16 protein-coding genes and 1 riboswitch are annotated in these 21055 nt (G+C 36.0%); of the genes, 10 read left to right on the forward strand and 6 right to left on the reverse strand.

Annotation, left to right across the window (positions count from 1 at the left end; genetic code table 11):
* The first annotated feature begins 23 nt into the window (after positions 1 to 23).
* The 6 genes from KDN24_RS03040 (at position 24) to KDN24_RS03065 (ending at position 11057) form a co-directional block, all read left to right on the forward strand.
* Positions 24 to 1022 carry a HEAT repeat domain-containing protein gene (locus tag KDN24_RS03040; protein WP_409975226.1) on the forward strand — a complete coding sequence of 333 codons (999 nt, stop codon included), beginning with the start codon at positions 24 to 26 and terminating at the stop codon, positions 1020 to 1022.
* On the forward strand, positions 1019 to 2443 hold the full coding sequence (locus KDN24_RS03045; protein ID WP_409975227.1) for a glycosyltransferase family 2 protein: 1425 nt from the start codon (positions 1019 to 1021) through the stop codon (positions 2441 to 2443). Before KDN24_RS03040 ends, KDN24_RS03045 begins: the two co-directional genes overlap by 4 nt.
* Complete coding sequence (locus KDN24_RS03050) at positions 2440 to 5625, forward strand: hypothetical protein (protein WP_409975228.1); 3186 nt, start codon at positions 2440 to 2442, stop codon at positions 5623 to 5625. The genes KDN24_RS03045 and KDN24_RS03050 overlap by 4 nt, the downstream gene beginning before the upstream one ends.
* 284 nt (positions 5626 to 5909) lie before the next feature.
* Positions 5910 to 6548 (forward strand): class D sortase, encoded by a 639-nt coding sequence (locus KDN24_RS03055; protein ID WP_491348290.1) that lies wholly within the window; start codon positions 5910 to 5912, stop codon positions 6546 to 6548.
* 13 nt (positions 6549 to 6561) lie between these two features.
* Positions 6562 to 10173, forward strand: coding sequence for a collagen binding domain-containing protein (locus KDN24_RS03060; RefSeq protein ID WP_409975230.1), 3612 nt, complete (start codon positions 6562 to 6564; stop codon positions 10171 to 10173).
* A gap of 44 nt (positions 10174 to 10217) precedes the next feature.
* Positions 10218 to 11057, forward strand: coding sequence for a SpaA isopeptide-forming pilin-related protein (locus KDN24_RS03065; protein WP_491348458.1), 840 nt, complete (start codon positions 10218 to 10220; stop codon positions 11055 to 11057).
* Between the two features lie 158 nt (positions 11058 to 11215).
* Here KDN24_RS03065 and KDN24_RS03070 read toward each other — a convergent pair whose 3' ends face one another.
* Entirely contained in the window at positions 11216 to 12334 is a 1119-nt protein-coding gene (locus tag KDN24_RS03070; RefSeq protein WP_409975231.1) for a transglutaminase domain-containing protein, read from the reverse strand.
* 41 nt (positions 12335 to 12375) lie between these two features.
* Positions 12376 to 12462: riboswitch (cyclic di-GMP riboswitch) on the reverse strand.
* 160 nt (positions 12463 to 12622) lie between these two features.
* On the opposite strand from KDN24_RS03070, the gene KDN24_RS03075 reads away from it, so the two are divergent.
* Positions 12623 to 13135 carry a YbaK/EbsC family protein gene (locus KDN24_RS03075; protein WP_409975232.1) on the forward strand — a complete coding sequence of 171 codons (513 nt, stop codon included), beginning with the start codon at positions 12623 to 12625 and terminating at the stop codon, positions 13133 to 13135.
* A 37-nt stretch (positions 13136 to 13172) separates the two neighbouring features.
* On the opposite strand, the gene KDN24_RS03080 is transcribed toward KDN24_RS03075, so the two are convergent.
* Positions 13173 to 13637 (reverse strand): CD3072 family TudS-related putative desulfidase, encoded by a 465-nt coding sequence (locus KDN24_RS03080; protein ID WP_409975233.1) that lies wholly within the window; start codon positions 13635 to 13637, stop codon positions 13173 to 13175.
* Positions 13627 to 14202: a CD3073 family putative ECF transporter S component gene (locus KDN24_RS03085; protein ID WP_409975234.1), complete on the reverse strand. Its 576-nt coding sequence runs from the start codon at positions 14200 to 14202 to the stop codon at positions 13627 to 13629. Before KDN24_RS03085 ends, KDN24_RS03080 begins: the two co-directional genes overlap by 11 nt.
* A 264-nt stretch (positions 14203 to 14466) precedes the next feature.
* Between KDN24_RS03085 and KDN24_RS03090 the strand changes: the two genes are divergently transcribed.
* From KDN24_RS03090 to KDN24_RS03100, 3 genes are all read left to right on the forward strand, one after another.
* Positions 14467 to 15306, forward strand: coding sequence for a YitT family protein (locus KDN24_RS03090; RefSeq protein ID WP_409975235.1), 840 nt, complete (start codon positions 14467 to 14469; stop codon positions 15304 to 15306).
* A 185-nt stretch (positions 15307 to 15491) separates the two neighbouring features.
* Positions 15492 to 16292, forward strand: coding sequence for a DUF2935 domain-containing protein (locus tag KDN24_RS03095; RefSeq protein ID WP_409975428.1), 801 nt, complete (start codon positions 15492 to 15494; stop codon positions 16290 to 16292).
* 260 nt (positions 16293 to 16552) lie between these two features.
* A complete protein-coding gene (locus tag KDN24_RS03100; protein ID WP_409975236.1) occupies positions 16553 to 17482 on the forward strand; it encodes a C40 family peptidase in 930 nt (309 codons plus the stop codon).
* Positions 17483 to 17713: 231 nt separating this feature from the next.
* On the opposite strand, the gene KDN24_RS03105 is transcribed toward KDN24_RS03100, so the two are convergent.
* The 3 genes from KDN24_RS03105 to KDN24_RS03115 form a co-directional block, all read right to left on the reverse strand.
* Complete coding sequence (locus KDN24_RS03105) at positions 17714 to 19102, reverse strand: Mur ligase family protein (protein WP_409975237.1); 1389 nt, start codon at positions 19100 to 19102, stop codon at positions 17714 to 17716.
* A gap of 129 nt (positions 19103 to 19231) precedes the next feature.
* On the reverse strand, positions 19232 to 19696 hold the full coding sequence (locus KDN24_RS03110; protein ID WP_491348291.1) for a hypothetical protein: 465 nt from the start codon (positions 19694 to 19696) through the stop codon (positions 19232 to 19234).
* 18 nt (positions 19697 to 19714) lie between these two features.
* Complete coding sequence (locus tag KDN24_RS03115; protein ID WP_491348292.1) at positions 19715 to 21010, reverse strand: YheC/YheD family protein; 1296 nt, start codon at positions 21008 to 21010, stop codon at positions 19715 to 19717.
* Positions 21011 to 21055: the final 45 nt, after the last annotated feature.

The raw sequence follows: 21055 nt of genomic DNA on the forward strand, positions 1-21055 counted from the left end.
TGATAAGGGTAATTATTTCGCTAATGATTATGCTAATTGCCTTTAGTATGTATATGGCCTATAAGCGCATAGTGGAAGGTTTTCATACAAAGCAAAAAGAGAGCTATATGAATGCAACAGAAGACAAATGGTATCGCTATTTCCGCGGTACAATCGAATTCGCGCCTGAATTTATTCCAAAAAATATATATGAAATTGCTGGGGTAGAAGAAATTTTTCTTGCCTATTTAAAGAATATATCCAATGAGGAAATTCAAGAAAAAATTAAACGGTTTGCGAATCAATATTTAAAGCTGCATTATCAAAAGCTGCTTACACATAGAAGATGGAGTGTAAGAATGAACGCATTATATCGAATTATTGATTTCCAGATGACAAGTCTTAGTCATGAATGTGTAAAGCTTGAAGAAAGGCGGTTATCAAAAGAAGAAAGCTTTCAACTATTGAAAATCTACTCCTTGCTTCAGCCAGAGCGGCTTTTGAATAAAGTTCTAAACTTATCAGCAACCTTTTCTGAATATGAATTTAAAAAACTGCTTATTAGTGTAAATAATCGAACTCTCCAAAAACTGATGAAGTGTATGGAAGAATTACCTTTGTCATGTCAATATTCAATTATTGACCTATTAGGTGTCAAACGGGATGCAGAGTATCTGCCCTTTTTAGAATCACGGTTAGAGCATGAAAATGCTGAGATTCGTATTCGGGCATTGAAAGCGATTGTGCAAATTGGCTATATTGAAAAAATGGACAAGTATTTACCTTTTGCTTCCTCGCCTATTTGGGAGGAAAGATTAATGGTTGCGAAGTTATTGGGGAATTTACCGCTCTCTAATACATTTCCAATATTGCAAAAGCTGCTGCAAGACGAATCATGGTGGGTCCGTTCACATGCAGCGAAAACAATCGGAAGCGGCAAGGATGGGAAGATAAGGTTGCAGTCCTTTATAGAAACAGCAACAGATCCATATGCAATCGATGCTGCATATGAGGTGCTGGAGAAGGGGCGTCATATAGAATGAATACAATATTAAATTTTTTCATGCAGTTTTTCGGGGGCTTCATTTTTTTCTATATGGTCATTGTGATTTTGATATATAGCAGTATGCTAGTCTTTGCGATTGCGCGATTAAGAAAGCAATATTTACTCGATAAAGAGGAGCTTGATGAAGATTATATTGATGTGATCTATACGAAGCCTGTTTCGATTATCGTTCCTGCCTATAATGAAGAAGTTGGCATTATTGACAGCATTCATTCATTAATTAGTCTGCGCTATCCACAGACTGAAATTATTGTTGTAAACGATGGTTCGACAGACCTTACTCAGCAAACTGTTATTGAGCAATTCAAAATGAAGTGGATAAATAAAACAGTGAGAACGCAAATAACAGCGAAACCAATTAGGCAAATATTCCAATCTGAAATTCACCCTAATTTGTTTTTAGTTGAAAAGGATAATGGCGGCAAAGCGGATGCGTTAAATGTAGGGATTAACATTGCTAAATATCCTTATTTTTGTTCCATTGACGGGGATTCTATCCTAGAAGAAAATGCCCTGTTACGAGTGATGAAGCCGATTATTTTATCAAATGAAGAAGTGATTGCGGCAGGTGGAAATATTCGCATTGCGAATGGGCTTAATGTTAAGCTCGGTGCCATTTTTGAAACAGGGCTGTCAAAAAATTACCTTGTGGCCATGCAGGTTGTCGAATATTTGCGTGCATTCCTGATGGGAAGAATTGCGTTAAGCAAATTTAATTTAATTCTGATTATTTCAGGTGCCTTTAGTGTGTTCTCGAAAAAATGGGCTGTGGAAGCAGGCGGCTATTCGCAGGATGTGATTGGTGAGGATATGGAATTAGTTGTTAAACTCCACCGCATGCTTAAGGAGAGGAAGCTTAAGAAAAGAATTGAGTTTGTTCCAGATCCAGTATGCTGGACAGAGGCGCCGCAAAATTTTGCTGTTTTAAGAAAACAGCGTAGACGATGGCATCAAGGCTTAATTGAAAGTTTATGGACGCATAAAAAAATGACGTTTAATCCGAAATATGGGGGAATCGGAATGATTGCTTTCCCTTATTTCTGGCTTGTTGAGTGTTTTGGTCCAATTATTGAATTGGGCGGATATGTGTATATTGTTATTGCTTATTTCCTCGGAGATATTTATTTTGAGTTCGCAATTTTATTAATTTTACTGTTCGTCTTGTATGGGTCTGTTTTTTCTGCAGCTTCCATTTTATTGGAGGCATGGAGTATGAATAAATATCCGAAAATCCGTGAAGTATTTCGCCTACTCATATTAGCTTTGTTAGAAATCTTCTGGTATAAGCCTTTAACTTTATTATGGAGATGTGAAGGAATTATTCGCTTTATGTTTAGAAAGAGGGAATGGGGCAATATGCAGCGAGCAGGGCTTTCCAAGAGAGGAATGTCATCATGAAACGCTTCTATATCTATGGAATCTGTTTACTATTAATTGTACTATTACCAATAATTATATGGGCTATTGAGCCAGAGAAGAAGCTGCAAATGGCGATTATCGATAAAACAGTTCCAGATGAAACGTATCGGGAACATTTAGGGATTACTTGGTTATTAAATCATTTTAAATATGATAATAACGAAAAAAAACAATACCAATCGAATGTGGATTACTTCGGCTTTGTTCCAAAGATGAAAGAGAAAGACTATGAGATTCGTACTCTTCCGGAAAACTATGATAGATATGATGTGATTTATTTAGCTGATACTTACGGAGTATATGAAGAGGATTTTCCATGGATTGAGAAGTCTCGTGAAGGTGCACGATCAGGGAAAATATATGGCGGGCTTGAGGCAAACGAATGGTCTGCGATTGTTGATCGCCTAAATCAAAAGAAAAAAAGCCTGCTTATTGCTGAATACAATACATTTGCTTCTCCTACGAAGGAAAGTGTAAGGGAGAGTGTCACCGATTATTTAGGAGTTGATTGGTCAGGTTGGACAGGACGTTATTTCAATGAATTAGATCCAAAGAAAAATACGGAAATTCCGAAATGGATCATGGATGAATTTGGTGAATCATGGTCATATAGCGGTGAGGGCTTTCTGCTAGTGAATGACTTCAGCTATGAAGTTGTCGTGCTAGAGTTGGACAAGCATGTAACGAGTAAAGGCATTAAGCTCTCATTTACGGAGGAGGGGAAGAAGCTCTTTCGCATAGCTGATAGCACCGTTTATAAATATTGGTTTGATATTGTTGAGCCGAAAAGTACATCAACAGTGCTGGCTAATTATGATTGGGATTTAACGAAGGAAGGCAAAAGATTACTACAAGAGCATGGGATTCCTCAGAGCTTTGCCGCAGTGCTAACGAGTGAGCATGGTGCAGCAGAAAGCTATTATTTTGCAGGAGATTATAATGATATTGCGGGAGCTCCAAAGTTTTTTCAATTGAGTGGGTTAGCAACATTCTATAAATATGCACAAAAGTTTTCGGATCATGCTTTTTATTGGTCGGTGTATGTGCCAATGGTACAAACGATTTTGGAGAAATTTTCTGAACCGCAACAAGAGGAGAAGAAGGCTTCAGCAACTGGATTGAAATACAATGCACGGATTGAAAATGATTCGTTTGAAATTTTAAAAGACGGAAAATGGACAAAAATGACGATTAAAGGTGTCAATATTGGGATGGCGAAGCCAGGCCATTTTCCTGGAGAAGCGGCGATTACAGAAGAGGATTATTATCGATGGTTTGAAGATATTGGGAAAATGAATGCGAATACTATTCGTGTATATACACTCCATCCACCAGGATTTTATAATGCCTTAAAGCGTTATAATGAAACACATGAGGAAAAAATTTATGTGTTCCATGGTGTATGGATTAATGAGGAAGCATTAGAAGAAACGAAGGAAGCCTTCAATGAAGAAACGATGGCTGATTTTCAAAATGAAATGAAGCAAATGGTTGATGTCATTCACGGTAACAAAATTGTTGAAGCTAAGCCTGGTCATGCTTCTGGTGTATATCGCGCTGACATATCTGAGTATGTAATTGGTTGGATTCTTGGGATCGAGTGGTACCCCCATATGGTGCTGAATACGAATGAAGTCTATGCTAATATAGGCGATTATAAAGGAACATTTTTCGAAACGAAAAATGCAACGGCATTCGAGCATTGGCTGGCATTACAAATGGATGCGATTACAAAATATGAATGGGACCATTACAATTGGATTCGCCCGATGAGCTTTACGAATTGGGTGACGACTGATATTTTGGATCATCCGGCAGAGCCAAATAAGGACGAGGATTTAGTTAGTGTCGATCCGAATGTCATTTATACAAAAGGAGAAGCGAATAAAACGCAGCAATTCGCTTCCTATCATATTTACCCGTACTATCCTGACTTTTTTAATTTTGAAGATTCCTATCAAAAGTTTGTTGACCATCGTGGTGAGCATAATAGTTATGCCGCATATTTAAAAGAATTGCATGAGGTTCATCGAACACCCATTTTAGTTGCTGAGTTCGGTGTGCCAGGCTCTCGTGGATTAACGCACGAAAATCCTTTCGGTTGGAATCAAGGCTATTTATCTGAGCAGGAGCAAGGGGAAATTGTCAGCCGCCTATTTGAAGACATTACCGCAGAAAAACTATTAGGCGGACTAATTTTTACATGGCAGGATGAATGGTTTAAACGAACATGGAATACGATGGATTACGATAACCCGAATCGACGTCCATTTTGGTCAAATGCACAAACGAATGAACAGCAATTCGGTTTGTTAAGCTTTGATCGTCATAAAATTAAAGTAGATGGCCATGTAGATGATTGGAAGAACGGACCACTTTATGAAAAGCAAGCGGGAGATTTAAAAGCCTTATATGTTGATCATGATGAACGTTATTTATACATTCGTCTCGATATGGAAAAGAAAACAAAAGGCTATCCAATGCTGCTATTAAATATCGTTCCGAATCAAGGAAATCACTTTATGAGTGGCAATGATGATCTAACCTTTGAAGATGGGATTGATTTCATCGTTAATTTTGATGAGAAAGAATCCCGCGTATTGATTGACAATTACTATGACTTTTTTACGTTTCAATATGGCTATGAATTGAAGCTTCTTCAAGTCGACCCGATAAAGTCTGAGAAGAACAGTGGAAATTTCAAACCGATCGAATATGCATTAAACAAAGAGCTAGCTCTGCCACAACAAGGCACTACTCTCCCTTTCAGCGCTTATGAAACAGGAAAGCTTAAAGAAGGAAATGGAAATCCTGCTGCAAAGAACTATGACTCATTAGCTGATTATTATCTAGATAAGCAAGGACTACTAGAAATAAGAATTCCATGGCTATTAATTCAAGCAAAGGACCCAAGCCAAAAGGAGTTTATTGGAGATATATATGAAAATGGGATGAACGCAAGCACAATTGTCGATGAAATCTATATTGGTGCACTTTATTTTAATGAAAAAGATAAAGTGATCGATACTTTCCCTGTCATGAATAGCCATCATTTAGACAAGCTGAAAGGATATTCATGGGAAAATTGGGACTTGCCTCAATATGAGGAACGGCTTAAGCAGTCATACTTTATTATAAAAGAGCTGTTTTCCCAGTATTAAGCTATTTACATTGAACTAATCTACACGTACTAGTTTGTGATAAGGAATATTGTTAGGTTAGGCCTAATTTGACATTATTTATAGTGCTAACGAAGGATATATGCTCTCGAAATTGATGAAAATCAATTTTTGAGAGCTTTTTTTGTTCAGAAGTTGTTCAGTATGAAAATATAAACTAAATTAGGTATTTCTTTACAGCTATTACAATGGCACTAAATTTACTAGAAATACTATTACTTAGCCTATTTTTAAACTTGATAGAGAGAGAAGAGATAGGAGGGGAGATGATCCAAAACATAGACTGGAAGAGAGTTTTTCATTTACGTCTTGTAGCTGGCCTTGTTTCCGTCATTGTAGGTTTGATTTTGGTTTTTTATCCTCAAATTGAAAAAGAAGCATCAGATGTACGACAAGAAAAGCTTATTCAAGCTTTTCAGCAACTAGGTGATGAAAATTTACAAGAAAATGCTGCACAAATGACAGAACTACAAGTAAACGATAACCAGCTACAGATTTTAGATGGAGCAAGAGGAGTTATCCGGATTCCAAAAATCGATTTGGAAATGCTCATTTTTGAAGGTGTAGAGGAAACATCTTTAAGTAAAGGAACAGGCATAATTGAACCGGAAAAGGAATTCGGGGTTCATAATGTCGGGCTAGCAGGACATCGTGGAATTGTTTATGGAAAACAATTTAATCGATTAGATGAGTTAGAGTCATATGATGAAATTGAAATTGAAACAAAAACGGGTAAATATGAATTTGTCATTGTCAAAACTTCTGTTGTTAACCGTACAGAAGTAGGAGTTCTTTCAGATAAAAAGGAACCATATCTTACTTTAGTTACATGTACACCAATTGGCAAAAAAAATCCGGAAGATCGGCTCATCGTCCAAGCAAAGCTTAAGCAGAATGGTGGATAGTAAGGAGGTTTCTATGAAAAAGTTAAGTATTATTACGTTAATGGTTCTATTAGTATTAAATAGTTTTCTTGGATCATTGCAAGCAAGTGCAAATACAGATGTTAGCAGCCAATCATTTACATTAGGCGAGGCACAAATTGATGCAGGTGCAGCTGACGAAACGAAAGTAAAAGTAAAGTTTAATTGGCTGTTTACAGCAGGTGAAAAAGAAACTGAGGAGATCTATACATTTCATCTTCCATCCGAAGTGAAATTGGAAGCTGAGCAATCCGGAGATTTAACAATCGATGGAGAAAAGATTGGTTCTTATAAAGCATCTCTTGATGGCACGATTACTGTTACGATTTTACCAGGAAAAACAGTAAGTGGTGTGGGGAGTTTGGAGTTTCTTGCTGTTAAAGCAATAGCTGCAGAAAAACAGATTGAAGAAGAAGCAACAAAAACTGAAGATGAAACAGAAGCAACAGAAGGAAACAAAGCAGAAATAGAAGAAGGTAAAACAGAATTAGAAAAAGAAACAGATGTAAAAAAGCAAACGAAAGCGACTATGCAAGCAGCTAGTACAGAAATAACGAAAAATATTTTAACTGATGCTGTATTAAGCTTCGAGGATAAGAACGGAAATCCAATTACTGGTGTTGACCGAGAGTCGATTATTGCAGTGAACTATAAATGGGCTCTTGAAGATGGTCATGGTTACAAAGCTGGTGCAACATTTAAATTCAATTTGCCACCTGAGCTTAAAGTATATGAAGAGGTAACAAATGAACCGCTTAAATTTGGTGCTGATACTTTAGGAACGTTCACTGTAAATAAAAATGGACAAGTAACGGTTATTTTTAATGATTTCATTGAAAATCACTCCAATATAAGCGGTACGATGGAAGTTCTATCAAAAATTAGTGAAACAGTCGTTGTAACAGAAGACAAAATTGTTAAAGTCACACCCATTCAAGATGGAGTCTCTAAAAATATTCCGATTATTTTTCATCCTAACGGTTCAACCATTGATAAAAATGGGATTCCGAACAGAGCGTATAATACAGAAACAATTGAGTGGACAGTTAATTTCAATAAAAGCTTAGAAACAATCAAAAATGCAGTATTAAGCGACCCTATTCAAAACGGTCAAGAATTGCGAGCAGGATCAATAAAGGTTTATAAGTTGATTACGAGATTAGATGGAAGTGTTACATTAGGAGACGAGCTAACAACTGGATTTACTATTGGGAAGACTGATGGTCAAGATTTCGAAATCAGCTTTGAAAATGATATTTCTACCGCTTATCGTGTTGTTTACACAACAGAGATTACCGATCAAAATGGAACAAAGTTTGATAATAAAGCGATTTTATCAGGTGCTGGTTTTACGAGTAAAGAAGCAACTGCTTCAGTAGGTGTGAAACGTGGAGTTGCCTTAGCAAAAACATCAGCACATTATGATGAAGCAAAACAAACAATTACATGGGAGATCAAATACAATTACAACGAAAAGTCGATTGTAAAAGCAAATGCTTTATTAAAGGACTACTTTAATAATACGCAGGAGCTTGTTGACAATTCCATTGAAGTAAGGAAAATAACGATTGATGCTGATGGGAAAGAAAGTGGCCCAGGTGTAGTGGTTTCGAATTATACAGTGACACAGAAATCTAAAGGCAATCAAAACGGTTTCGAGCTTCAATTCAATCAAGATATAGAAGAAGCGTATAAAATTACTTACAAAACGAAAGCCATCAATCGTGTATTTGATGGAGTAACAATAACGAATGAAGTTGAAGCAGTAGGGATAGAAAAGACGACAGGTACAAGGGATATTTATCAGCAAATCCTTTACAAATCTAATTTCAAAGACTATCCAAAAACGGATTATGGAAAGAAAACGACAACTTGGGGCATTTCTTTCAATGTTGACAGCTACTTAATGAAAAATGTGAAGCTAGTCGATACATTTCCAAATAAGGGTCTTACATTAATTCCTGAAACTTTAAAAATCACTTCTCAAGGCAAAGAGCTAGTAGAAGGTACAGATTATAAGTTTACGAATAAAGGTGAAAATGGTTTTGAAATTGAGTTTTTAAATGACATAGATAAACCACACTATATCGAGTATCAGACAAACTTTAATTATGATCTTCGAGATGATAAGAGTACAAACTTTTTAAACAATAAAGCAAGTATGACATGGATGGATGAAAGTAACTCAACAAAGTCCAAAGAATCTACTGCTACATTTACACCAGATACTTACACACAGGCAAACGGCTTCAAAAATGGTTCATACAATGCTGTAACAAAGGAAATTACATGGAATATAGGAATTAACTATAATCTAAAAACGCTTGAAAAAGCTTCTGTAGTGGATGAAATTCAAGGCGATCAAGTAATGGATAAAAATTCCTTAAAAGTGTTCAAGATGATTTTAACTGGTGGAGCAAATGGTACCAAGCAGGAAGAGGCAGTTGAAAATAGTGATTATGAAGTTGTCTGGAATCCGACAGGTCAGCCGGGCTTTAAAGTCAACTTTCTGAAAGAAATTGATTCAGCTTATTTAATCGAGTATCAGACAAGCCTTAAGGATCAACTGATTGTTGATAAGTATGCTAATAAGGCAACTTTATACAATGATACAGAAAAAGTTACAGACTTAAATGCAAGTGTTTCGGTTCCAAATGGAGGAAAGTATACGGGGAAATCTGGGGAGCAAAAAGGGAAAATTATTGATTGGGCGGTTAATATCAACTTCGGACAATCAAAAGTGTCAAATGCGAAAGTCATCGACAAGCCTAGTGAGAACCAATTGCTTCTAGAACAATCCTTCCATCTTTACTCAACAACTGTAGCAAAGAATGGAACAGTAACGAAAAGCCTTGAATTAAAGCAAGGTGAAGATTATACACTTGAGTTTATTAATGATGGTTTTGAGCTTGCTTTCAAAGGAGAGATTGACAAACCATATATTTTAGAATATCAATCTCTTATTTTAGCAAAAGTTGGTGATACGGTTAATAATGAAATTCATTTTACTGGAGACCAAATTACGACTGAAGTAACACAATCAAAATCAACACTAACGGTAAAAAGGACGACAGGACTTGGAACAGGAACTGGTGAAGTTGGGAGTCTTGAAGTAAATAAGGTTGATGCTAACGATTCCGAAAAGTTCCTAGAAGGTGCGACATTCACATTAATTGATGAAACAACTGGGGTAATTATTAAAACATTAACGACAGGTACTGACGGAAAAGTTAAATTTGATAAGCTCCTTTACGGTGAATATGTATTAAAAGAAGATAAAGCGCCAGAAGGATATGTTGTTGGAATTGATAGTACGAATCCACTGATAGTCAATGTAGGGGATCCGAAAATTACGAAAGATAAAGTAACTTCAGTAACAATCAAAAATGCAAAAATCCATCAAGCAGTCGAGTTAACTAAACTAGACAAAGATGACAAGACTCTTTTCTTACAAGGAGCAGAATTTGAGCTTCAGCGTGAAGATAATGGAGATTTTGTTAAAGTAAGTACACATATGACGAATGAAGATGGAAAGATAATCATTAATAACTTAGAGCCAGGCGATTATCAATTTATCGAAACAAAAGCACCAGACATTACTTATTAGATAAGAACCCAGTAGCTTTTACAATTGTCGCTAATCAAACGGCTATTGTAAAAGTAGAAAAGGACAATGAGAGAGGAAATGGTAATCTAGTCGTTGTTAAAGTAGATGGTTCTACTAATAAACCGCTAGAAGGTGCAGAATTCGAGCTTTATAATAATAAAGATGAGAAAATTGCTACCAAAACATCTGACAAAGATGGGAAAGTGATTTTCGAAAACTTGCCTTACGACAATTACAAACTGAAAGAAATAAAAGCACCTGCAGGCTATGTCATTCAGAAGTCTTCTGAGAATATTTCGGTGAAGCTTGATGAAGTGGAAAAAACGGTCACCGTTAAAAATTATCGACCAGGAAATCCAGGAGGACCAGGGGAACCAGAAGAACCAGGTAAACCAGGAGAACCAGGCAAACCAGGAGAGCCGACAGAAAAGCCAGGAGAACCGGGAAAACCAGGTGAACCAACAGAAAAGCCAGGAGAACCGGGAAAACCAGGTGAACCAACAGAAAAACCAGGGGAGCCAGGTAAACCAGGTGAGCCAGGTAAACCAGGAGAGCCGTCAGAAAAGCCAGGAGACCCGAATAATCCAGGGAATCCGAATAAGCCAGGAGACCCAAATAATCCGGGTAATCCAAATGGCACAGGCAATTCAAATAATCCGGGAGATCCGAATAATGCTGGCAACCCGAATAGCGATCATGCAAATAATCCGGGTAATACAGCTGGCCTAGGAGATCCAAACAAACAAAACAAACCAGGCAAACAGTCAACAAATGTATTGCCGCAAACAGGGGAAGAAGCAAATGCTGCTTTACCATTAGCAGGGCTTACATTCATTCTTATTGGAATTTGGATGATATTTAAACGAAGAAAAGCCATTTCATAAAAAAGAGTGAGGCTGTCCGAAAACAAAGAGCCTGGCACCTCCAACACTTTATATAGATAAAAAGTAGTAAAAGCTACTCTATATATTGTGTTGTGAGGAGAGAGCCAGGCACTTATCGGACAGCCTCACTTTTGTGTTTCACTTATATAGTTAGTAGATTAAGATATTTTCAGTGAACCTTTTGCACCTGTAGTTTTATTCGTATAATTGAGTTTATTGTTTTCAATATAAAGATCGATAGAGTGAATTTTATTGAGCTGCTTTTGCTTCGAACCGTCGATATTCGAGCGATATAAGTAGCCTCCATTTGAATAGTTACTAAAATAAATAGCTTGATTCGTAACGACAAAATATGGTGAGCTCACATTAAGTAATTTTGTTTTCCCGCTGCCATCTTTTTTCATTCGGTATAGCTTATTTTGATCCTTGCTGTTTGAGTAGTAGTAATACGAGTTTAATTCTTTAACTGAAAAGAATTCTTGAAAATACGCGTATTTATTGCTCTTTGCTTCAGGATACAGTTTCTCATTCCATGTATGATCTTTTTTTAGAACAGAAGCAGGAACAAGAAAATATTGATAGCTTATCTCTCCAGCTCTATTCGGAACGGGATCATCCCAAGTAGTATCAATATAGAAATATTTTCCATCCACTTTGACTAAATTCCATGCATGATCCCCTTCTTTGGCCTTGCCAGTAACATAGTGGGTTTCAATTCCGACTTTTTCTAGTAATAGTTTCATTGTTTTGGAATAGCCTTCACAGACAGCCATGCCATTCATTAACAGTCCATATGGAGTATACGAAGCTTCAGGCACTTTGTTTTGATTATAATTTTCCCAGTCATAGGCAGTATGCAAGATAATATAATCATGAATTGCTTTCACTTTATCAAAATCAGAGAAACCTGATTTTATCGTATCTTTAAGAATACTATTTATTTTAGCATCTTGATTTTTTACCATTTCGTTTATTTTACTAGTAGAATATTTATATTTCAGTTCAATTTTGCCATCGGAATAGATTTTTGTTCCGTCATGCTGAAAATAAAAGATTTCAGGATGATCAGCAAGAACTTCATTTATGATCGAACCAACATCCTTATAGGAAATAGATTGAGAGGGAAAAGTAGCCGTGCTTTTGTAACTAGTAATAGCATCTAAGAGATTTTGATAAGTTACTTCATGAGGATCAAGCTCTTTTGCAGAAGTATGTGAGCTTAGTGTAAATAGAAGTGTAAATAAAAATGGAACGACAAAAAAACCTTTCTTGAACATATTGAATCTCTCCTTTACGATATAATTCTTTGCAGAATTAATACGGTAACCCAGCCATCCTAGCAATATTTTGCCTTAGACCTGTGGCTTTGCGTCCCAATTTTTCAATTGGTTTGCCGTTACTATTATTATAGTATATTGAGAATTTTGGGACAAGGGGGGCAGGACTCTTGACCTAGACGAATAATTCATGTAATAGGGATTTAGATTTCAAAAGAATTTATTTTGCCTATTATGATTAAGAAATGATATTATCTCAATAATAATGATAATGAAAGGATGAAGAGGATGTCGTTGGAGAATGTGAAAACGCATTTTAAACAGTGGAATCGAGATAAAGATATAATGGAGTTTGATGTTTCAAGTGCGACAGTAGAACTAGCGGCAATTGCCATCGGCGTGATTCCAGCTCGGATTGCCAAAACTTTATCCTTTCGGGGTGAGGATGACAAAGCGATCTTAGTTGTTGCAGCTGGCGATGCAAAAATTGATAATAAAAAGTTTCGCCAAATGTTTAATCTAAAGGCGCGGATGCTGTCACCAGAAGAGGTTTTAGAGCAAACGGGACATGCAGTTGGGGGTGTTTGTCCATTTGGATTGGCCAATGAATTGGATGTTTATTTAGATGTATCTTTGCAGCGCTTTAAAACGGTTTTTCCTGCATGTGGAAGTGCAAATTCAGCTATCGAGTTAACATGCAATGAAGTGTTTGAATATTCATACGCTAAGCAATGGATTGATGTTTGTAAAGGCTGGGAAGAAGAACAGATGAGAAAAGCAGCTGTAAGTGAGGAAATATGAAACTAAAATAGGGACAAGGGATCTGCTCCCTTGTCCTTTATTTGATTGAATGTTCTTTATGATTAAAGATCGGTTCTTGTTGATCGGGTAGAAACCATTGAGTTTCAATTGGAATTTGCTGTTCCAGTAGAAGTTTCTTCAGTTCTTCCATAAAAACACCTCTTGTCATGTCACAGGAAGGGCTGCTTTGAATTCCAAGAATGCCTGTTATTTCATATCCGCATCTTTTGTATTCCATTAATTGTTCGATAATGGGCTGTAAAATTTTTCGGCAATGCAAACGATATTTTTCATGATCATATTCTTCGTATGTCATGGGTGGCCGATCAAGTCCAAGAAAAGTGAATTCAGGGCATGGCAGCTGAAGGACTCCTAAGCCTTCAGTTTGAATCCAATCGACTGCTGATGAAATGGCTCCTAAGCTCCGTGCCTCTCCTTCAATAACAGTGTTTTGGTTCATGATGCAATGGGAAACAAGAAGGATTCTTTTATTACGCAGCATGGTGATGTTTTCCTTTATATACTTTTTGGAAAATTGGCAGCTTAACAATGATAAACATAACAAGTAAGCAAGTAGTAATTTTATCGACAATATTCCCTGTAATTCTAGAAATAAAAGTAGAAGCAAAAACAGTTTCACCAGATGCTCTTAGCCATAAGACAACTACATCAAAGCCACTTCCATTTAATCCCTCGAAGAGCGCAACTGCAATGGGTGTTCCAATAAGTGGTGCAACAATTGATAGAATTAAGCCTGTTATGAGTGCAATATACCATTTAGAAAAATTAAATCTTCTTGCCATAAATCCAACGACAATTGCGATGGCGACATTGACTAAACCAAAGAAAATAGCTGTAGGGCTCGTTGTCATACCTAAAACAACATTCGTTAATAAGCCTGTTAGTGCCCCCCACCAAGGACCAAACAAGACAGCCATTAAAACCGTTCCGATCGTATCAAGAAATAATAGTGGGATTTTCAAAGCGGAAATAACCGTCCCAAGCACGACATTCATCGTAATACATAGCGCTCCATAAGTTAAAATGACCGTTTTTCGATTACTCATACTAAATTTCCTCTCCTTATCCAATTTGCAAACAATTAATTAGTATCATGATCGTTTTATTAGCGGGAATGACATTTATCACGAAAATGACTAGAACTTCTCTTGTATCGAAAAAAACTATAAATTCTTATTTATATTATCGATATATAAGATTAAAATAGATTTTTTTATTGAACCCTACAGAAGTTTAAAAAGATATGTGTTGTAATGGCTATCAAAAAATGATAAATATATATATATTTGAAAGGATGAGGATGTTTTGGAATGAAAAAAAGGATAGTTGATCTTAGTTTTATCACAATTGGTGCTTTGCTTTTTGCATTAGGGGTTAATTTGTATATTATTCCCAACGAGCTTGGAGAAGGCGGTGTTACGGGGATAACGATTATTGCCTACTACCTCTATAAGTGGTCGCCGGGATTAGTAAACTTAGTTCTTAATGCATTTTTATTAATTGTTGGCTATAAATTTTTAAGTAAAATGACAACGATTTATACGGTCATTGCCGTCATCCTTAATTCCTTGTTTCTGCATTTAACAGAGGGCTGGACGATTTCATCAGATGAAATCATTATCAATGCGATTTTTGGTGGCGTCTTTGTCGGGATGGGCATAGGTTTAATTATCCGTGTTGGTGGTACAACAGCAGGCACGACTATTTTAGCGAGAATTACAAATAAATATCTTGGCTGGAGCATAAGCTACGGATTATTGTTTTTCGATTTAATTGTCGTTTTCTCATCGTACTTTATTATCGGTGCTGAAAAATTGATGCTGACGATTATGATGCTTTATATCGCGACGAAAGTAATGGAATTCATAATAGAAGGCTTTAACTCAAAAAAAGCAGTGACGATCATATCACAGGAGCCGGACAAAATAGCACAGCAAGTAAATGAAAAAATGAATAGAGGAGTAACTGTATACGAAGGGAGTGGCTACTATACAAAAACACATAAGGATATTTTGTATATTGTGATAAGCAGTCAAGAAATTGTGAAATTGAAGAGAATTGTGAAAGAAGCAGATAAAAATGCCTTTGTTGCCATACATGATGTTCGCGATGTATTTGGAGAAGGATTTGGAGAATTATCGAAAAACTGAATATGAATAATTCGTTGAAAGATGTTTGAAGTAGTGAAAGAATCACAGCTCCAAACATCTTTTTGTATCCTCTCGTAGCATTTTCTATCACCAACGATAATAACCTAATATAGATGAATATTTTTTCAGGGGGGAAAACAGTGGATAGCAACGAGAGAGTACAAAATGTAGGGGCATCAGGAGGAATGTTTGTAGCGCGGTCATTGGATGAAATCCGCTTTTGGTCAAGAATAATGAAAGAGCATTCCCTATTTCTACGCCTAGGTTTTAGATGTGATGATACACAATTAATTCAGGAAGCGAATCAGTATTATCATTTATTTGAGCAAATTGAACAAAAATCGCATTCCTTCACAAACCAAACAGATCCCGAGCAAATAAGAAGATTCAATTCAGAGGTTCAACAAGCAGCAACAGGGATATTTGCTTTTAAACGAAAGGTTCTCGGCTTAATCCTCACCTGTCAATTACCAGGTGCAAATAATTTTCCTCTTTTAGTTGACCATATTAGTCGGGAAGCAAATTATTTCAGAAAACGTTTAATTGAATTAAATGAAGGAAAATTAAAACCACTTGCAGATGCGATTATTAAAGAGAATGTTTTCTTTTTGAGAATAATGGCCGATCATGCTAAATTTATTGGTCATCTTCTTGATCCGTCAGAGAGAAAGCTTGTTGATATGGCGCGCAATTTTAGCAATGATTTTGATCAGTTAGTTTTCCAAGCTGTCGATTTAGAAGGAATGAAGCCACAGTCCCAAACAGTCCCTCTCCTAGATCAATTTTTAGATCAAAATCGTGTCTCAGTTGCATCTTTGAAAGATTTTAAGAAAACAGCTAGAGATTTAATAGAAGAATGTAAGATTAAAAGTATTATCCATCCATTACTAGCCGATCATGTTTTCCGTGAGGCTGAAAGATTTCTTGCCATAATTGATATGTTCGAAGCACATCTTACAGGGATGAAAGCACAGCCAAGATCATAAAATGTAAATGACAGTATGAGCCGCGTTTAAAAGTAGAATTATTATTCATTATAAAACGAAGCATTTGCCAAAAGAACTTGGCAAAACGCTTCGTTTTTCTATTTTTCTTCGTGTAAACAAACTGTAAAGAAATCAGCAAAACCCAGTAGTGATAATACTTCACCCCTGTAACAAACTGTAATGGAATATTTTGCATCAATTGAAGCCTTTGCTTGTTTGTTATAATCGGACCATACCATAAAAACAGCAGGAGGTAACAGATGAAAAAAATATTAGTTACAACTACATTAGCAGTCACACTTGGTTTTAGCTCAATAGGAGCAGTTCCAGCTTTGATGAATCCGATTGAGGCGCAAGCCGCTACAGTAAATGCTTATAATAATCAAGCAGCAGTCGAAGCGAAGGCAAATCAATTAATTCAAACAGCTAAAAGCTTAATAGGGAAAGCAACATACAGCAATACGGTGTACAAGTCAACATACCCATATAAATTTTCATGTGCCACTTTCCTTATGTATATCTTTGAAAAAAATGGAGTGGATCTTGCTACATATAATGAAGATTACATGATGAAGCAAGGGACTTATGTCCCAAGAAGCCAATTGCAAAAAGGGGATCTTCTTTTCTTTGATAGTAAAGGAGGTTCGGTTCCAAATCATGTTGCCATGTATATCGGTGATAATAAAGTGATTCATATGGCAGACCCTAAACAAAATATTGTCATTTCTGATTTAAATAGTAAGCCATATTATAAAGACAGTTATATTACGGCACGACGAGTATTGCCAACATTGCTCCCGGCAAACCCATCAACAAAAGGGGATAAAATTGTTGGACTATCCTATGATTTAATGAAAAAAGCGAAAATGGGCAGTGTAAATAATGAAGCGTCATTGAAGTTTACGAGCACAGGCTTTGTTAATTACATCTTTAAAAAGAATAGCGTAAATTTAGGTACAACAAGTGTGAAAGAACTAATGAAGCGAGGCACAACCGTATCAAAAGCAAACTTGAAAAAGGGTGATTTAGTCTTCTTTAACAGTGTAAAGGGATCTAGCACTCCATCATTAGTAGCGATTTATGCTGGCGATCAACGAATTATTGTCCCAACATCTTCTGGTATTCAAACACGCGTGCTTTTAGTAGATTATTATAAGCAGCATTATATTACAGCAAAACGTGTCTTTTAATTAAAAGGGGCAGTTCATAATTCACTTGTTGATTATGAACTGCCTTTTACTTACTCTAATATGCAAAAACATTGAATTGGCCGATAAACCCTGAAAGTGACCGATAAAATTGAAAATTAGCCGATAAATTCGAGAAAGTGACCGAAAAATCCAGAAAATCGACAATATATCTAGAAAAATAGTACATTTAGTATTGAAAAAAGCTTTCTATCAACAAAAAATTGTGTTTCTTTACTTATTCACTTTTAAACCATTCGCAAAGTCAATCATTGAGCGGCTAGACATAGGACCTTTAATAAGTAGAATGGTATTATTATCAAGGAGGGGATCTAAAATCTCATGTACGCCTTTCACATCTTTAAAGGAATGAACATTTGCTTTTGTTCCGTCAGCAATAGCTTGTCTCGCAATTTCTTCTGCCTTGCTCCCGATTGTTATTAGAGTATGGATTTTTCTTTTCGCAACGAAGCTGCCTATTTCACGGTGGTATTGCTTTTCAAAATTACCTAATCGTTTAATATCACCTAAAATAAGAATAACTTTTTTGCCCTTGCCAATAGAATCAAGAACCTTTAATGCGGCTTCAACAGATGTCGGGTTATTTGTCCATGTGTCATCAATAAGCGTGCTTCCTTTAATCCCTTTCGTAAACTCAAGATGCCTAGTCATATTCTGAAAGGTTGCTAGACGAGATATTGCTTTCTCTATATTTATGCCAATTTCGTTTATAGCAGCAAGTGCTGCAAGTGCATTGAAAACTTGATGCTCCCCATACCCAGGTACGAATACATTATATTTTTTATTGCCTACATGTAGGAGGAAGCTCATTCCTTTTTCTACAAACATAATGTCGGAAGCTCTGAAATCAGCCTTGTTGTCCAAGCCAAAATAAATAATTTTTCCCTTAAACGAACTAAGGGAGATTTTTTTCGTATTTTTATCATCGGCATTTAGGATTAGTGTTCCACCTTGTTTAATACCATCAACAATTTCTGCTTTCGCTTTAATATACCCATTTAAATTTTTACAACCATCTAAATGGTGAACACCAATGGTTGTAATTATCCCGATCGTTGGCTGGTAAATCATGCATTGATGTTTAATATTACCGGAATTCCCCAATCCGTGCTCAAATACAGCGGCATCCGTGTTTTTATCAATCCCCATTAAATATGGAAATGACCTTCTTGGCTCATTTTTGCTGCTTTCAGAAGCATGGACATTTAGTTGTTTAGTTAACATATGCTTAATCATTTCTTTTGTTGTTGTTTTTCCACATGTTCCTGTAATCGTGACGACAGGGATATTAAAAAGATTACGGTAATACTCAATGAACTTCCAATAAGCTTGAACTAAACTTTGAACCCTTATGATTGTCGTATTTTGAAGTGTTTTATTAAGATTTGAGGAAGGAATATCGGTAATGACAAGGGAGGGCCCCTTTTGATTAATTTCATTCCAATCGATCATCTCGTGTTTACTTACAAATAGAAGCGTATTTTTTTTGTTAAACTCATGTCGTTTATAATAAATGGCATTTGATACTTTCCAAAGTTCTGAGCCGCAAATTAATTCGCCATGCAGCAGAATTCGAATATCTTTAACTAATAAAGGCTGCAATACGATTCCTCCTTTCTTCTTTCATATTGTATGAAAGTGAAATTCACATTGTTTGGGTAATCATTCATTTTGATTTTATGAATTAAATAATGAAAACTCTCGACAGAATTAACCGAGAGTTTCAAGCTATTAAACTTCTTGACAGCCTAAGGCAATAATGGAGCCTTGATCAATTGGAGCGGCGCCAGTTTGGTTAAAGAATCCAGTGATTTCAAAAGCTTGGACTTCATCAACTTCACCTTGGCCAACTTGATCTCTAAAAATAGCTTCAAAAGGAAATTGCATTCCATTTACGATTCCAGTACCTGTTACAGTAATACTGCAGTTTTGTCCTTCTGGCTTACATATAACAGAAGTGATCGCATTGGCGGTAAACGTGAAGTTATTAAGATTAGGCGTTTCTGTGTCTTGAAATCTTAATGTTAGAGTTGAAGATTCGAGTGTTGTTACGCAAATTCTTGCTTTATAAAATATATTTCCAGTTATTGTCCCCGTTTGACCTTCAAATTGTACGTTATTATTATTTGAAACCGCCTCATTATTAGGATTTAATGGATTACGGACAATAACGCCACAAGGGCACATAACACCCATCTATATCACCTCCTTTCATTAAGATTTGCTTTCTTTCGATAGATTCATATAGATTGTTTTATCATTAGCTCGAAAAAACATAGAGAGATCTGGCTGATAATTCCCTTCGATAATCCAAATCTCTCCATTAAGTGTAATTCCTACATCAAATCCAATGATTGTGATTCCTTGTTTTGTATTTTCAAGCACCTTCGCAGCAGTTAAACAAATACTTTCAATTTTAGCTTTAAGCATTTTTTTATTGAGATGAGCAATGTTCGAAGCTTGTAGAGCGTTCATAATTGACAGGAGCTTTTGGGCTGCATTTGTAATGATGAAGTCGTTTGCTGCAACTTTTACGATTTCTCCTGTTATCATCCATAACTTTCTCCTTTTTTGCATAAGGATTCTAACATCCATCGGACAATTATTTATAGTAGCTAAAAGTAATTTTGGCTGAATTAGATAATCCTTTTTAAATAGATAGATTTTTTGTATATACTGATAGGTTTCGGCAAAGCTTACTATCGTTTTTTTGTTTCTTCCAGCATGAATTTCGAATGTGACGGAATCAATTTTTGTAATCTGAACAATGCCAGTCCCTTGTTGCCCTTGACAAGGTTTAATAATGACTTCTTTAAATTGATTTAGAAATTCATACATTGTACTATGGGTTAATAGTTTCGTTGCAGGAAGATAGGGAGAAAGTGTTGTAGCTGTATTAAGTGAATGAAATTGGCTCCATTTACTAATCGGTAAATGTAAAACGATATCCTGAATCCAAATACATTCGTGGATAGTGTTTATTTCGAACACGATTGTATTGCAATCAGGATAGCTATTACTTAATTTTTCGGCTGTCAAGATGGAAAGATGATGAATTACTTGAATGAATGGTTCAGAAAGTTCTTGTTGGAAAAGGGAGTTGTTTTTTTTTATTTTCGATACGATCGTCCATTCAGCGGAATGAGCTTGTCGATGAGCGGTAATCAAATAGTGGAAAGGATTCGAATGTGATTGAGAATACAATATATTTGGCTGAATAATATAATGAGTCTGCTTTAATTTATATTGGATTAAATAGTCATAAACTTTTTCTTTGTTTAGTGCGGTTAATTCTCCCGTTTCAGAAACAATTTTAAACCGAGTATTTATCGAAAATATGCTAATCTTACTCGGTCCAAATGCAGGCTTGATAGTAACTGATGAATATTTCTTTAAAAAATAGAACAGTTTTGATTTTGAGAATAATGTTGTTTCTAATAGATGCTTTGAAATGTATTCATCAGTTTTTAATTGTTGATATATACTTAGTCTGCCTCTACTGGCCTTCAATTTTGCCAGCCTCCTAATGGGTGTTCGCGTTCTTTCATATTAAAA

Source organism: Cytobacillus sp. Bva_UNVM-123, assembly GCF_046351715.2.
Classification (GTDB): Bacteria; Bacillota; Bacilli; order Bacillales; family Cytobacillaceae; genus Cytobacillus.

Coding starts and splice junctions, on each gene's coding strand:
- KDN24_RS03040 (WP_409975226.1), top strand. CDS start 24: ATGATTATGCTAATTGCCTTTAGTATGTATATGGCCTATAAGCGCATA.
- KDN24_RS03045 (WP_409975227.1), top strand. CDS start 1,019: ATGAATACAATATTAAATTTTTTCATGCAGTTTTTCGGGGGCTTCATT.
- KDN24_RS03050 (WP_409975228.1), top strand. CDS start 2,440: ATGAAACGCTTCTATATCTATGGAATCTGTTTACTATTAATTGTACTA.
- KDN24_RS03055 (WP_491348290.1), top strand. CDS start 5,910: ATGATCCAAAACATAGACTGGAAGAGAGTTTTTCATTTACGTCTTGTA.
- KDN24_RS03060 (WP_409975230.1), top strand. CDS start 6,562: ATGAAAAAGTTAAGTATTATTACGTTAATGGTTCTATTAGTATTAAAT.
- KDN24_RS03070 (WP_409975231.1), bottom strand. CDS start 12,334: ATGTTCAAGAAAGGTTTTTTTGTCGTTCCATTTTTATTTACACTTCTA.
- KDN24_RS03075 (WP_409975232.1), top strand. CDS start 12,623: ATGTCGTTGGAGAATGTGAAAACGCATTTTAAACAGTGGAATCGAGAT.
- KDN24_RS03080 (WP_409975233.1), bottom strand. CDS start 13,637: ATGCTGCGTAATAAAAGAATCCTTCTTGTTTCCCATTGCATCATGAAC.
- KDN24_RS03085 (WP_409975234.1), bottom strand. CDS start 14,202: ATGAGTAATCGAAAAACGGTCATTTTAACTTATGGAGCGCTATGTATT.
- KDN24_RS03090 (WP_409975235.1), top strand. CDS start 14,467: ATGAAAAAAAGGATAGTTGATCTTAGTTTTATCACAATTGGTGCTTTG.
- KDN24_RS03095 (WP_409975428.1), top strand. CDS start 15,492: ATGTTTGTAGCGCGGTCATTGGATGAAATCCGCTTTTGGTCAAGAATA.
- KDN24_RS03100 (WP_409975236.1), top strand. CDS start 16,553: ATGAAAAAAATATTAGTTACAACTACATTAGCAGTCACACTTGGTTTT.
- KDN24_RS03110 (WP_491348291.1), bottom strand. CDS start 19,696: ATGGGTGTTATGTGCCCTTGTGGCGTTATTGTCCGTAATCCATTAAAT.